The 13,398-nt window shown below is 68.2% G+C and carries 13 protein-coding genes and 1 riboswitch; of the genes, 7 read left to right on the forward strand and 6 right to left on the reverse strand.

Features of this window, described 5'->3' with window-relative positions; genetic code table 11:
• Positions 1-54 precede the first annotated feature (54 nt).
• The gene (locus DEF76_RS17805) at positions 55-957 is read left to right on the forward strand and encodes a glycosyltransferase family 9 protein (protein WP_114913437.1); all 903 of its coding nucleotides are present in this window, start codon (positions 55-57) and stop codon (positions 955-957) included.
• A 54-nt stretch (positions 958-1,011) separates the two neighbouring features.
• Here the strand turns inward: DEF76_RS17805 and cobD are convergent, their stop codons facing one another.
• Positions 1,012-2,037: a threonine-phosphate decarboxylase CobD gene (cobD, locus tag DEF76_RS17810; RefSeq protein ID WP_114913438.1), complete on the reverse strand. Its 1,026-nt coding sequence runs from the start codon at positions 2,035-2,037 to the stop codon at positions 1,012-1,014.
• 26 nt (positions 2,038-2,063) lie between these two features.
• Between cobD and cbiB the strand changes: the two genes are divergently transcribed.
• Positions 2,064-3,029 carry an adenosylcobinamide-phosphate synthase CbiB gene (cbiB, locus tag DEF76_RS17815; RefSeq protein ID WP_114913439.1) on the forward strand — a complete coding sequence of 322 codons (966 nt, stop codon included), beginning with the start codon at positions 2,064-2,066 and terminating at the stop codon, positions 3,027-3,029.
• Here cbiB and DEF76_RS17820 read toward each other — a convergent pair.
• The 4 genes from DEF76_RS17820 to cobU are packed head-to-tail and all read right to left on the reverse strand — an operon-like array spanning position 3,013 to position 5,762.
• Positions 3,013-4,467 carry a cobyric acid synthase gene (locus tag DEF76_RS17820; protein WP_114913440.1) on the reverse strand — a complete coding sequence of 485 codons (1,455 nt, stop codon included), beginning with the start codon at positions 4,465-4,467 and terminating at the stop codon, positions 3,013-3,015. The genes cbiB and DEF76_RS17820 overlap by 17 nt on opposite strands.
• Entirely contained in the window at positions 4,464-4,631 is a 168-nt protein-coding gene (locus tag DEF76_RS19555) for a hypothetical protein (protein WP_162800740.1), read from the reverse strand. Before DEF76_RS19555 ends, DEF76_RS17820 begins: the two co-directional genes overlap by 4 nt.
• 7 nt (positions 4,632-4,638) lie before the next feature.
• On the reverse strand, positions 4,639-5,256 hold the full coding sequence (cobO, locus tag DEF76_RS17825; RefSeq protein WP_114913441.1) for a cob(I)yrinic acid a,c-diamide adenosyltransferase: 618 nt from the start codon (positions 5,254-5,256) through the stop codon (positions 4,639-4,641).
• Positions 5,253-5,762 carry a bifunctional adenosylcobinamide kinase/adenosylcobinamide-phosphate guanylyltransferase gene (gene cobU / locus DEF76_RS17830; protein ID WP_114913984.1) on the reverse strand — a complete coding sequence of 170 codons (510 nt, stop codon included), beginning with the start codon at positions 5,760-5,762 and terminating at the stop codon, positions 5,253-5,255. The genes cobO and cobU overlap by 4 nt, the downstream gene beginning before the upstream one ends.
• A 40-nt stretch (positions 5,763-5,802) precedes the next feature.
• Positions 5,803-6,004, forward strand: a riboswitch (cobalamin riboswitch).
• A gap of 95 nt (positions 6,005-6,099) precedes the next feature.
• Here cobU and cobW point away from each other — a divergent pair.
• From cobW to cobJ, 5 genes are read left to right on the forward strand one after another with little or no spacing between them, the layout of a single operon-like run.
• The gene (gene cobW, locus DEF76_RS17835; RefSeq protein WP_114913442.1) at positions 6,100-7,158 is read left to right on the forward strand and encodes a cobalamin biosynthesis protein CobW; all 1,059 of its coding nucleotides are present in this window, start codon (positions 6,100-6,102) and stop codon (positions 7,156-7,158) included.
• Between the two features lie 4 nt (positions 7,159-7,162).
• On the forward strand, positions 7,163-10,531 hold the full coding sequence (cobN, locus tag DEF76_RS17840) for a cobaltochelatase subunit CobN (protein ID WP_114913443.1): 3,369 nt from the start codon (positions 7,163-7,165) through the stop codon (positions 10,529-10,531).
• The gene (locus tag DEF76_RS17845; RefSeq protein WP_114913444.1) at positions 10,528-11,160 is read left to right on the forward strand and encodes a precorrin-8X methylmutase; all 633 of its coding nucleotides are present in this window, start codon (positions 10,528-10,530) and stop codon (positions 11,158-11,160) included. The genes cobN and DEF76_RS17845 overlap by 4 nt, the downstream gene beginning before the upstream one ends.
• An 11-nt stretch (positions 11,161-11,171) precedes the next feature.
• On the forward strand, positions 11,172-11,903 hold the full coding sequence (locus DEF76_RS17850; protein ID WP_205216055.1) for a precorrin-2 C(20)-methyltransferase: 732 nt from the start codon (positions 11,172-11,174) through the stop codon (positions 11,901-11,903).
• Positions 11,900-12,652 carry a precorrin-3B C(17)-methyltransferase gene (cobJ, locus tag DEF76_RS17855; RefSeq protein ID WP_114913446.1) on the forward strand — a complete coding sequence of 251 codons (753 nt, stop codon included), beginning with the start codon at positions 11,900-11,902 and terminating at the stop codon, positions 12,650-12,652. The genes DEF76_RS17850 and cobJ overlap by 4 nt, the downstream gene beginning before the upstream one ends.
• Here the strand turns inward: cobJ and DEF76_RS17860 are convergent.
• Positions 12,628-13,383, reverse strand: a complete 756-nt coding sequence (locus tag DEF76_RS17860) for a cobalt-precorrin-6A reductase (protein ID WP_114913985.1) — start codon at positions 13,381-13,383, stop codon at positions 12,628-12,630. The genes cobJ and DEF76_RS17860 overlap by 25 nt on opposite strands.
• Between the last annotated feature and the right edge of the window lie 15 nt (positions 13,384-13,398).

The raw sequence follows: 13,398 nt of genomic DNA on the forward strand, positions 1-13,398 counted from the left end.
CTATGGCCGGGGCATGGCAACCGAACCACGCTGCTTCTGCCCCGGCCCGCGCTGATGCGCATCCTGTTCATTTCGGCCAACCGCATCGGCGATGCGGTGATCACCACCAATGTGCTCGATTATCTGATCCGCACCTACCCCGAGGCCCGCATCACCATCGCCTGCGGCGGGGTCGCGGCCGGGGTGTTCGAGCGCATGCCGAACCGTGAGCGCACCATTATCTTCGATAAACGCCGCTATGATCTCCATTGGCTCGACCTTTGGCGGCAGGTGGTGGGCACGCATTGGGATCTGGTGGTCGATTTCCGCCGCTCGATGACGGCTTACTTCCTCTGGGCGCGCAAACGCGTGCTCAAGCCGCGGCGCTCGTTGGGGCGCAAGCACGAGCAATTCGCCGCAGCCCTCGGGATCCGCCCGGCGCCGCTGCCGGTCGTTTGGGTGAATGATGCCGACCGCGCTCACGCCGCGGCGTTTTTGCCCGCCGATCGCCCGGTGATCGGCTTGGGGCCGACCGCGAACTGGCCGCCGAAAGCCTGGCCGGCGACGCATTTCGCGGCGCTGTTCCGGCGCCTTGTCTCGGAAAAACTGCCGGGCGCGGTGGCGGCGGTGTTCGCGGGGCCGGGCGAGGCGGAGCGGGCGATGGCGGCGCCGCTTCTCACCCTCCTTCCCGAGGCGATCGATCTCCGTGGCCAGCTCAGCCTGCCCGAGGCCGCCGCCTGCTTGCAGCGTTGTGCCCTTTATGTCGGCAATGATAGCGGCCTCATGCATCTCGCCGCCGCCGCCGGGGTGCCGACGGTCGGGCTGTGCGCTGCAACCCGCGATCGCGCCGCCGAAATGGCCCCGGCCGGTCGCTTCGCCGATTGGGCGCTCGGGGAGTCGGAAGACATGAGCGCGCTCACCGTCGAAACCGCTTTCGCGACCGCGCTTCGCCTGATGGCGGACGCGGCGACGGCGTGACCGGGCAGCGCCGTTGGCGCTGCCCAACGGAGAGAAGTTTTTTGGTTCTTTTTTTCAAAAAAGAACATTTCTCCTCATTTCCGCGAGCGTCGCGAGCGCCGCGCGCAGGCGGGGGAAAGCCGCGCCGGGGAGGCCGAAGCGGAGCCAACGCGGATGGGCGGGAAAGCGGCGGACCAGAATGCCGGCGGCGCCGAGGCGCGCGAACACCGCAGCCGCGTCTTCGCTTTCGACGAGGCGAAATAGCGCTGTGCCGCCGCGCGGGGCAAGGCCGGCGGCGGCGAGCGCGGTATCGAGCCGGGTTGCATCCTCGGTGAGCCGCGCCGCCATCGCCGCGCGCCAGGCGGCATCGTCGAGCATCGCGGCCCCGATCGTGATCGCCGCACCGCTGACCGGCCAGGGCCCGAGCGCGGCGCGGAGCCGCGATGCGAGGTCCGCCGGGGCGAGCGCGAAGCCGAGCCGGAGCCCGGCGAGCCCGCTCGCCTTGCCGAACGAGCGCAGCACGATGACGCCGCGCGCGGGCAACCGCGGCACCACGGAAACCCCGTCCGGCGCGAAATCGGCGAAGGCTTCGTCCACCACGAGAAGGCCGCCGCGTGCCGCCAGGGGTGCTGCGAACGCGCCGAGGTCGGCGGCGGTGATCACGCGCCCGTCAGGATTGTTGGGGTTACAGAGCACCACTATTTCCGCCGCCTGTGCCTCCCTGAGGCTCGCGACCTCGCGCACCCGATGCCCGGCTTGCCGCCACGCGAAAGCATGCTCGGCATAGGTCGGCGCGAGCACCGCGACTTCCGCCCGGGGGAGGAGCCGCGGCAACAGCCCGATCAGCGCTTGCGAGCCGGGGGCTGCGACCGCTTCGCCCGCCGCGAGGCCATAGGCCCGCGCCGCCGCCGCTTCCAGCGCCGCCAGGGCTTCGGGCTCGGGAAGCCGGGTGAGATGCGTCTCGGGAAGCGCCGGCGCCTTGTAAGGATAGGGGTTGATCCCGGTCGAGAGATCGAGGATCGGCGTCGGCGCCTCGGGAAACAGCCGGCGAAACGCGCCGAGCTGCCCGCCATGAACGGGCGGTGCCTCTTGGCCGCTCATCGCCGCCCCGCCATGAATGCCCCGCGATGCGCGCTCATCTCACCCTCCTCGCCGCCGGCCTGATCCTTGAGGCCGTGTTCGGCTATCCGGCGTGGCTTTACCGCCGCATCGGCCATCCCGTCACCTGGCTTGGCGCGCTGATCGCAGCGCTTGAGCGGCGTTGCAACCGCGCAACCCTCGGCCCCGCGCGGCGCCGGGCGCTGGGCGCGCTGACGCTCGCGCTGGTGCTGCTCGCCGCCACCCTGCCAGCGATCGGGGTGGAGGCGCTTTGTCATCGCCTGCTGCCCGGCGTCATGGGGGATCTCGTGCTCGGCGTGATCGCCTCTTCGCTGTTGGCCTCGCGCAGTCTCCATGACCATGTTCGCGCGGTTGCCGAAGCGCTTGCGCGCGGCGGCCTTGCCGGCGGGCGGGCGGCGGTTGGCGCAATCGTCGGGCGCGACCCCGCGGCGCTGGATGAAGCCGGGGTCATCCGCGCCGCGATCGAGAGTCTCGCCGAGAATTTTTCCGATGCCGTCATCGCGCCTTCGTTCTGGTGCGCGCTGTTCGGTCTTCCCGGCCTTGCGCTTTACAAGGCCGCCAACACCGCCGACAGCATGATCGGCCATCGCACCGCGCGTTTTGCCGATTTCGGTTTTGCCGCGGCCCGCTTCGATGATCTGATCAATCTCCCGGCGGCGCGGCTTGCGGCCCTCTTGCTCGCGCTCGCGGCGCCGCGGCGTCTGCCGGCGGCGCTGCGGGCGGCGTTGCGTGATGCCCGGCATCATCGCTCGCCCAATGCCGGCTGGCCGGAAGCGGCGATGGCGGGCGCGCTCGGGCTCCGCCTCGCCGGGCCACGCGTTTATGAGGGCATTACCGTATTCGACGCTTGGATGGGCGATGGGCGGGCTGCGGCGAATGCGCGCGATCTCGCCGGCGCGCTCGCGCTCTATCGCCGCGCCGTCGCGCTCACCCTCGCTCTCGTGCTGCTTTTCGCCGTCATCGCGCGAGGCTGAGGAGGGCCGCGAGATCGATATGGCGGGCGAGATGATCGGCCAGGGCATCGAGCGTCGTCTCAATCAGGTGGTCGAAGGAGGGCAGCCGTGACGCGGCGCCAAAGCGCGCGAGCCAGCCGGCGCGGGCGGCATCATCGGCGAACATCCCGTGCAGATAGGTGCCGAAAACCCGGCGCTCGAGGGAAGCAGCCCCCTCCGCGCGGCCATCGGCGAGGCGATGCAGAGGATGGGCGAGGGCGGGGCCGAAACTCTCGCCGAGATGCATCTCATAGCCGCGCACCGGGGTTTGATCGAGGAGATTGACGCCGGCCACTTCCGCGAGACGTTTTGCTCGCCCGAGAACGGTACGGAAGGCGAGCAGGCCGAGACCGGGCGAGTGGCCGGCCTCGCCCTCGATCCCGTCAGGATCTGCGATGTCCTCGCCAAGCATCTGAAACCCGCCACAAATCCCGATCAGCGCGCCGCCCTGGCGATGATGGGCGAGAAGATCGATGTCCCACCCTTCGGCGCGCAACGCCGCGAGATCGGCGCGCGTCGCTTTCGAGCCGGGGAGAAGAATGACATCAGCGGGCGGCAATGGCGCACCGCGCGGCGCGAGCGTCAACGCGATGTCGGCCTCGGCAAAAAGCGGGTCGAGATCGTCGAAATTCGCAATATGGGGCAAAAGCGGCACGACGAGGCGAAGCCGCCCCGCGGTGGCCGCGCTCGGGGCGAGATCGGCGGCATCTTCCGCCGGCAGATGGCGCGCTTGCGCAAAAAACGGCACGAGGCCGAGCGCGGCCCAGCCGGTGCGGGCGGCGATGAAATCCATGCCATCAGCGAACAGCGAGGCATCGCCGCGCATCCGGTTGATGATAAACCCCTTGATCAGCGCTTCATCTTCCGCCGCGAGCACGGTTTTGGTGCCGATCACGCTCGCGATCACGCCGCCGCGGTCGATATCGCCGATCAGCACCACGGGAAGCCCAGCGGCGCGCGCAAATCCCATATTGGCGATGTCGTTTTCGCGGAGATTGACCTCGGCGGCACTGCCTGCGCCTTCGACCAGAACCAGATCATGCGCCGCGCCGAGGGTCGCGAAACTTTCCATGACTGCCGGCAGAAATTCACGTTTTCTCGCCTGCCAGGCGCGCGCCGGCGCCGCCCCGACCACGTGGCCGCGCAGCACGATCTGCGCCCCGATCTCGCTTTGCGGCTTGAGCAGCACCGGGTTCATATGCACGCTCGGCGCGATTCCCGCAGCCCGCGCCTGCAGCGCCTGCGCCCGCCCGATCTCGCCGCCCTCCGGCGTCACCGCGGCGTTGTTCGACATATTCTGCGGCTTGAACGGCGCGACACGGAGCCCGCGCCGCGCAAACGCACGACAAAGCCCGGCGACGATCAGCGATTTGCCGACACTCGAGCCGGTGCCTTGGAACATCAGCGCGCGCGCTGTCATGAAAGATCTTCTTTTTCTGAAGAAAAAGAAGCAAAAAGACTTTTGTCCCGTTTCCTCGGAGCGGCGACTTCCGTGGCGCGGGCAGTGCCGCAGGCACTGCCCAACAGGAGAAAAGTTTTTTGGTTCTTTTTTTCAAAAAAGAACAGAGTCTTCCTCAAACTCATGGAATTCTTAAAACTCAATCCCCTGCTGCGCGCGCACGCCGGCGGCGAAATGATGTTTCGTGAGCGTCATTTCCGTCACCAGGTCGGCCGCCGCGCAGAGTTCGGGCTTCGCGTTGCGCCCGGTGATGACGACGTGCTGCATGGGTGGCCGCGCCGCGATCGCTGCGAGAACCTGATCGAGCGCGAGATAATCATAGCGAAGGGCGATGTTGAGTTCGTCGAGGATGACGAGCGCGATGTCTTCGCGCGCGAGCAGGCGGGTGCTCACGGCCCAGGCTTGCGCGCAGGCGGCGATGTCGCGCGCGCGATCCTGGGTTTCCCAGGTGAAGCCTTCGCCAAGCGTGTGCCATTCGATGAGATCATCGAAACGGGCCAACGCGGCGCGCTCGCCGCTCTGCCAGGCGCCTTTGATGAATTGCACGACGCCGACCCGCCGCTGATGGCCGAGCATGCGCAGAGCGAGGCCGAAGGCCGCAGTCGATTTGCCCTTGCCTCGCCCGGTATGGACGATGAGGAGGCCCTTCTCGATGGTTTTCGCCGCAACCTCGGCGTCCTGAACCGCCTTGCGTTTGGCCATGCGCGCGCGGTGGCGGGCGCTTTCGGGCGTTTCGGAAGTCTCACTCATGGGCGTTTCACCTCGATCGGATAGCCGGCGACCATCATCAGCACCCGATCGGCGCGGGCCGCAAGTCTTTGATTGAGCGCGCCGGCCTCGTCACGGAATCGCCGCGCGAGCGCATTATCGGGTACGATGCCGAGCCCGACCTCGTTCGCGACGAGCGCGATCGGCGCGGGATGGGCGAAAAGCGCCTCCTCGAGCGCCGCCGCCGCGAGCGCGATATCGCTGCCGGCGAGCATCAGATTGGAAAGCCAGAGCGTCAAACAATCGACCAGGGTCGGCAGGGACGCCGCCTCGCTGATCGCCGCGGCGAGCGCGATCGGCGCCTCGATCGTCCGCCAGTGTGGCCCGCGCCGGGCGCGGTGGGCGGCGATCCGCGCCGCCATTTCGGCGTCTCCGGCTTCGGCGGTCGCGATATAGGCGAGCGGGCCGGGATGGCGCGCGATCAGGCGCTCGCCCTCGGCGCTTTTCCCCGAGCGCGCACCGCCGAGAATAAGGGTCACCCGCGCCATCGCCGCCCAACCTCCCGCATTGACTTCCGAACCCGCCCGCCCATAAAACCACGGCGATGGTTCTCCCGCGAGGGAGATGAAAAGGGAACGCGGTGCCGGGCACATGAGGCGCCCCAAAGCCGCGGCTGCCCCCGCAACTGTGAGCGGAAAGCCTCTGTCCAAACGCCACTGGGATTTCCGGGAAGGCGGGCGGGGGCGACGGATCCGCGAGCCAGGAGACCTGCCATCACCCCTGATCGCGCCACCAGGCGGGGTGCCCTGGCGGCGACGGCGCGTTGCGCCGCTTCCGTTGCCGCGATGCCGGCCGCGGGCGATGCCGTGCCCCGGAGAGTATCGCATGCGATCTGCCAATGTCACCAATTCAGGGTCGGGCAAAATCCCCGCGACCATCATCACCGGTTTTCTCGGCGCCGGCAAAACCACTTTGGTGCGCCATACGCTCGAACATGCGGGCGGGCGGCGCATCGCGGTCATCGTCAATGAATTCGGGGCGCTCGGCATCGACGGGGACTTGCTGAAAAGCTGTGGCATTCCCGGCTGTGCCGAGGATAGCATCGTCGAACTCGCCAATGGCTGCCTGTGCTGCACCGTCGCCGAGGATTTTCTGCCGACCATGGCCGCCCTCCTCGATCGCGCCGAGCCGCCCGAGCATATCCTGATCGAAACTTCGGGCCTCGCGCTGCCGAAACCGCTGATCAAGGCGTTCAACTGGCCAGACGTGCGCGCGCGCATGACGGTCGATGGCGTGATCGCGGTGCTCGATGCGCCGGCGGTGGCGGCAGGACGGTTCGCCGACGATCCAGCGGCGCTCGCCGCTCAACGCGCCGCCGATCCGGCGCTCGATCACGACAACCCGCTCGCCGAAGTGTTCGAGGACCAGATCAACGCCGCCGATCTCGTGCTCCTCAATAAGGCCGATCTCCTCGATCCGGTGGCGCTTTCGGCCCTGGCCGCGGACATTTCCACGAAAATTCCACGCGCGGTGAAAATTCTCAGCATCACGCAGGGAAAAATCGATCCCGGCATTCTGCTCGGGCTCGCAGCCCAGGCCGAGGACGATCTCGCGGCGCGCCCGTCCCATCACGATGCTGTCGATGGTGCGCACGAGCATGATGATTTCGAGAGTTTCGTCCTCGATCTTCCCGAAACCGCCGAACCGGAGCCCCTGGTCGCGCGGCTCCGCCTGCTCGCCGAGCAGCACGACATTCTCCGCGTCAAGGGCTTTCTCGCGCCACCCGATAGGGCGTTGCGCTGCGTGATCCAAGGCGTCGGGGCGCGGTTTCAGCATTATTTCGATCGCCCATGGCGCGCCGATGAGCCGCGCCGCGCGCGCCTCGTGGTGATTGGCGAGCGTGGTCTCGATCGCGCCGCGATCAGCGCCGCACTGACGCGCTGAGCCGATGCATCTCCTGGTCCGCGAGACGCGCGCGCTCGATGAAGACGAAGCGGCGATCGATCTCGGCCAGACCCCGGCCGACATGGTATTTCTCTCGTTTGCCGCAAGCGACCTCGCCGCCGCCGCACGCGCTTGGGCGCGGTTGCGGGCGGGATGGCAGGAGGCGGCGGCGCCGCGCCTTCGCCTTGCCAATCTGCGACAACTCCGGCATCCGATGTCGGTCGATCTCTATCTCGAAAACGTCGCCGCAAACGCGCGTGTCATCATCGTTCGTCTGCTCGGCGGCCTCGATTACTGGCGCTATGGCGTGGAGGAACTCGCCACCCTCTGCCGCGCGCGCGGTATCGCACTCGCGCTGCTCGCCGGCGATCAGCGCGAGGATGCGGAACTCGCGGCCCTTTCCACCGTGACGGCGGCGGCGCTTGCGCGGCTTGATCGCTTCTTTCGCGAAGGCGGCGTTGACAACGTTGCCGGCGCTCTCGGGCTCGCCGCCCATCTCGGTGGTTTCTGCGAGGATAGCGGCGCGCCGGTCGTGGCGATGCCGTCTTGCGGCGAATACGCGCTGATCATGCCGGACGCAACGCGGCAAAGTGCGTGGGCAGAGGCGGCGATCGTCTTTTACCGCGCCCATCTTCTCGCCGGTGATATCGCGCCGATCGAGGCTTTGGCCGCGGCGCTTGCGCGCGCCGGCGTTGCCGCGCGGCTGCTCTTTGTCGATTCGTTGAAGGAGGCGACGGCAAGGGCCTTTATCGCCGAAACCCTTGCCGCGACGCGCCCTGGAATCGTGCTTGCGGCGACCGGGTTTGCCGCGCGCGGCGGGGATGGAACGCCCTCGCCGCTGGAGGCGGCGGACGCGCCGATTTTGCAACTCGTGCTCGCCGGCGGATCACGCGAGGATTGGGAAAAATCGCGGCGCGGCCTCGCACCCGCCGATCTTGCGATGCAGGTGGTGCTGCCTGAACTCGATGGCCGCCTGCTCGCCGGTGCGATCTCTTTCAAAGCGCCGGCAAGCCCAGCCAGCGATTGCGAATTCGTGCCCGAGCAGCACGCGCCCGATCCCGGCGGGATCAACCGCGCTGCGGACCTTGCGATCGGCTGGCTGCGGCTTGCCACGACACCGCGCGCCGAGCGGCGGCTTGCGATCGTGCTCGCCGATTATCCGACCCTCGTTGGTGGGCGCGCGCATGCTGTCGGGCTCGATACTTTGGGCAGTCTCGCGGCAATATGCGATCTCCTTGGCGCCGGCGGCTACACCATCGCACCCTTCGCGCGCGAAGCCTTGGCGGGATCGCTGTGTGACGCCGAGCCGACGCCTATCCTCTCGCTTGCAGAGTATCACGCGCTCTTTGCCGAATTGCCGGTGGCGGCGCGCGAGCGGATCACCGCTGCTTGGGGCGCGCCGGAGGCGGATCCCGCTTGCGTTGGCGGGCATTTCACGCTGCGCCATCTTCGTCTCGGCAATATCCTTGCCGTGATCGAGCCCGATCGGGGTGAGGCCGGAAGGCGCAAGGAAACCTATCACGATCCCGATCTGCCGCCGCGCCATGGCTATGTCGCGTTTCATCTCTGGCTCCGCCATCGCGAGCGCATCCATGCGCTTGTTCCGCTCGGCGCGCACGGCATGCTGGAATGGCTGCCGGGCAAGGCGGTGGCGCTGCATGAGGCGTGTTTTCCAGCACTGTTCGTGCGCGGCCTTCCGGTGATTTATCCTTTCATCGTCAACAATCCCGGCGAGGCGGCGGCGGCGAAGCGGCGGCTCGGCGCACTCACGCTCGGCCATCTGACGCCGCCCTTGATGCGCGCCGGCTTGCATGGTGAAGCCGCCGCGCTCGAACGCCTGATCGATGATTATGCGGCGGCGTCAGGGCTCGATCGAGAGCGCGCGCGCCATCTTCGCCGCGAGATTCTCGCGCGCGCGCGCTCATCGGGCCTTGCCGCCGAAGCCGGGTGCGAGGATAGCGCGCGCGAGGACGAACTGCTTGCCAAACTCGATGCCTATCTCTGCGATGTCAAGGATCGCTTGATCGGCGATGGGTTGCATGTGTTTGCGCGCGCGCCGGCGCAACGGGGCGCCTTGTTGGCGGCGCTGCGCGAGGCGGCGCCGACGGTCGGCGAAGCGGAGATCGCTGCCCGCCTCGATGCCTCGGCGCCGAATGAAGCGCGGAACTTTCTCGCCGCCCTCGATGGCCGCTTCATTCCGCCCGGCCCGGCGGGAGCCCCCTCGCGCGGGCGGGTCGATGTGTTGCCGACCGGGCGCAATATCATCAGCCTCGATCCGCGCGCCATCCCCACGCGCGCCGCCGTCGCGCTCGCCGAGAAACATGCCGCCTCTTTGCTCGAGGACCATCTGCGCCGGCATGGCGCCTGGCCCAAGCGGCTGGTGATCGATCTCTGGGGAAGTGCGACGATGCGGACCGGCGGCGAGGCCTTCGCGCTCGCCCTGGTGCTGCTCGGGGCGCGGCCGCTTTGGGACGCGGGCTCGCACCGCGTCAATGGTATCGCGGTGCTCGCGCTCGCCGAACTCGACCGGCCGCGCATCGATGTGACACTGCGCATTTCCGGCCTGTTCCGCGATGCCTTTGCCACCCAAATCGCGTTGTTCGATGATGCCGTCACGATGATCGCGGCGCGCGACGAAGACGCGGCATGGAACCCGCTGGCTGCGCGCGCGCGGCAAGGCGAGGCGGTGCGCCGGATCTATGGCCCGGCGCCTGGCGTCTATGGCCTCGCGCTCGGCGATTTGGGTGATCCCGAGACGGGATCGGCGGAGTTCGGCCGCACCTATCTCGCGCAATCGGCGTTCGCCTATGGCACGGGGCAGGACGGGCTTGCCGATCAAGCGGGATTGGCGGCCCGGATTGCCGGCGCCGACGCCTATTTCCATATCGCCGATCATAATGAACATGATGTCCTCGCCGATGACGAAATCGCCGCCCACGCCGGCGGCTTTGCCGCGGCGGCGGCGCTGCTTGGCGCGAGCCCCGCGCTCCATTACGCGCGCCCCGCGGCCGGCGGCTTGCGTGTTGCGACCTTGGCCGAGGAGATCGCGCAGGTGACGCGCGCGCGCGCCGCCAACCCGCGCTGGATCGCCGGACAAATGCGCCACGGCTATCGCGGGGCCGCCGAAATCGCGCGCGCGATCTCGCCGCTTTCGCTCTTTGCCATGACTTTGCCATCGCGTTTCGATCGCCAGTTCGATCTCTTGTTTGCGGCAACCCTTGGCAACCCCGACGTCGATGCGTTTCTCGCCGCAGCCAATGGGGAGGCGCGCCGGGCGCTCGCCGCGCGCTTTGCCGCGATGCGCGCGCGTGATCTCTGGCGCTCGCGGCGCAACGATGTCGGCGAAATCCTTTCTGGCATTCTCGAACCATGAGCGAGCGAGACTATCTCCGCGACGGCGCTGCCATCTATGAGCGCTCGTTTGCGATCATTCGCGCCGAAGCCGATCTCGCGCGGTTTTCGCAAGCGGAAGCAACGATCGCAGTGCGCATGATCCACGCCTGCGGCATGGTCGAGATCGCCGATGATCTGCTGTTTCACCCCGATTTTTGTGATGCCGCGATCGCCTCACTTGCCGCCGGCAAGCCGATTTTCTGCGACGCCAACATGGTCGCGGAAGGGGTGACGCGCGCGCGCCTTGCGGCCGCCAATCCGGTGATCTGCACCCTCGCAGAGCCCGGCATCGCGGCGCTCGCGGCGCGGCTTGCAACCACACGATCCGCGGCGGCGCTCGATCTTTGGGGAGAGCGTCTGGCCGGTGCTCTCGTCGTCATCGGCAATGCGCCGACGGCGCTGTTTCGCCTTCTCGAAATGCTCGATGCCGGCGCGCCGCGGCCGGCGGCGGTGATCGGGATGCCGGTCGGCTTTGTCGGCGCCGCAGAGTCGAAAGCAGCCCTCGCCGCCGATCGCCGGGTGCCGTTCCTCGTCCTGCCCGGGCGGCGCGGCGGCAGCGCGATGGCGGCGGCGGCGGTGAATGCGCTTGCGGGGCTCGCGCGCCGATGACAAATGATGTCATGAGGGCGGGCATCCTGCGGGTGATCGGCGTCGGCCCCGGCGATCCGGAATTGATGACGCTGAAGGCGGCGCGGCTCTGCGAGGCCGCCGGCGTCGTCGCCTATTTCGCCAAACGCGGCGAGCGCGGCCATGCCCGCGCCATCGCAGCCAACCATATCCGGCGCGATTGCGAGGAAATCCGCCTCGAATACCCGCTCACCACCGAAATTCCGAGCGACGATCCACGCTATCGGCGCGAGATCGCGGCGTTTTACAGGGATGCCGCGGCGCGGCTCGCGGGGCTGCTTGGCGCCGGGCACGACATTGCCCTGCTCTGCGAGGGCGATCCGATTTTCTATGGCTCTGGCCTTCATCTTCTCGAACGTCTCGATGCCGAGTTCGCGACCGAAATCATCCCTGGCGTCTCCGGCATGAGCGGCTGCTGGGCGCGGGCGCGGCTGCCTTTGCTGCGCGGCAGCGAATCCCTTGTGGTGTTGCCGGCAACCCTCGATGCGGCGACGCTGGCCGCCAAACTTGCCACCGTCGAGGCCGCCGTTATTCTGAAACTCGGGCGCAATCTCAGCAAGGTTCGCAAAGCTTTGGAGGATGCCGGCCGGCTCGATGACGCCGTCTATATCGAGCGCGGCACGATGGCGGGGGAGTGCGTGATGCAGCTTGCGGCGCGCGATCCGGCCTTACCCGCACCCTATTTCTCGCTGCTCATCATCGCCATACGCGGCGGCCGACGATGAGCGGGCGGGTTTTCGTCATCGGGATCGGGCCGGCGGGTGACGCGATGATGACGGCGGAGGCGAAAGACGCGCTGGCGCAAGCGAGCGATGTTCTCGGCTATGCCCCCTATCTCGCGCGCCTTGCCGAAATCCCGGGTCAATGTCGGCATCCGTCCGATAACCGCGTCGAACGCGCGCGCGCCGAGCAGGCGCTGGCGCTGGCCGCGGCGGGCAAACCGGTCGCCCTGGTCTCAGGCGGTGATGCCGGCGTTTTCGGCATGGCGGCGACGGTGTTCGAGGCGATGGAAGCAGGTGATCCCGCGTGGCGGGCGCTCGATGTCGCTGTCATCCCCGGGATCACCGCGATGCTGGCCGCGAGTGCCCGGCTCGGCGCGCCGCTCGGGCATGATTTCTGCGCGCTCTCGCTCTCGGACAACCTCAAGCCCTGGGCCTTGATCGAAAAGCGCTTGCGGGCGGCGGCGGACGCGGATTTCGTCATCGCGCTCTATAACCCAATCTCGCGCGCACGGCCCTGGCAGCTCGGCGCGGCGTTCGCGATTTTGCGCGAGACGATCCCGCCCGAAACACCGGTCGCCTTCGCGCGCGCGATCGGGCGCGCCGATGAGCGGATCACGCTGTTTTCGCTCGCGAGCGCCGATCCCGCGCGTGCCGACATGGCAACATTGGTCATCATCGGCGCGCGGGCGAGCCGGTTGATCGCGCGTCCCGGCGCACGCCCGTGGTTTTACACGCCGCGTTTTGCGTCATGAAGCCGCCCGAGCCAGGCCAGCGCGCCGTCGCGATCGGTGACGACGGGACCGCTCGCTGGCGGCGGCGGGCGCGCGATCATCACCACCGGGATCGCGAGCGCCTGCGCCGCATCGAGCTTTGCGCGCATCGCGCCGCCGGAATTCTTGCTCACCAGAATCTCGATCGCCCGCGAGGCGAGCAGGGCGCGCTCGTCATCTTCCGAAAATGGCCCGCGCGCACTGATGATGTCACAATCGGGCGGGAGGAAGGCGGGATCGGGCGGATCGACGCTGCGGATCAGGTAATGATGCCAGGGGGCGGCGCGGAAGGGCAGGAGATCCTGGCGGCCGATGGTGAGAAAAACACGCCGCCGCTTTGGCCCAAGCGCCTGTGCCGCGGCGGCGAGGTCGCGGACGATGGTCCAGCGCTCACCGGGTTTGGCGATCCAAGGCGGGCGGGTGAGGGTAAGGAGCGGCACCCCCGCGATGGCCGCCGCCTTGCGCGCGTTGGCCGAAATCTGCAACGCAAACGGGTGCGTTGCATCGATCATGGCGGCGAATTGGTGCGTTGCGAGAAAGGCGGCGAGACCGGCAGCGCCACCGAACCCGCCGCAGCGCCAGGGGATCGGCGGCGGCGCTGGGTTTTTCGTCCGGCCGGCGAGCGAGAGCAGGGGCGCGAAACGCGAATCCGGCGCGAGCGCCCGGGCGAGTGCCATAGCCTCCCCGGTGCCGCCGAGAATGAGTATGCTCATGGCGTCGGGTGGCGG

This window comes from Acidibrevibacterium fodinaquatile (assembly GCF_003352165.1).
GTDB classification, from domain to species: Bacteria; Pseudomonadota; Alphaproteobacteria; order Acetobacterales; family Acetobacteraceae; genus Acidibrevibacterium; species Acidibrevibacterium fodinaquatile.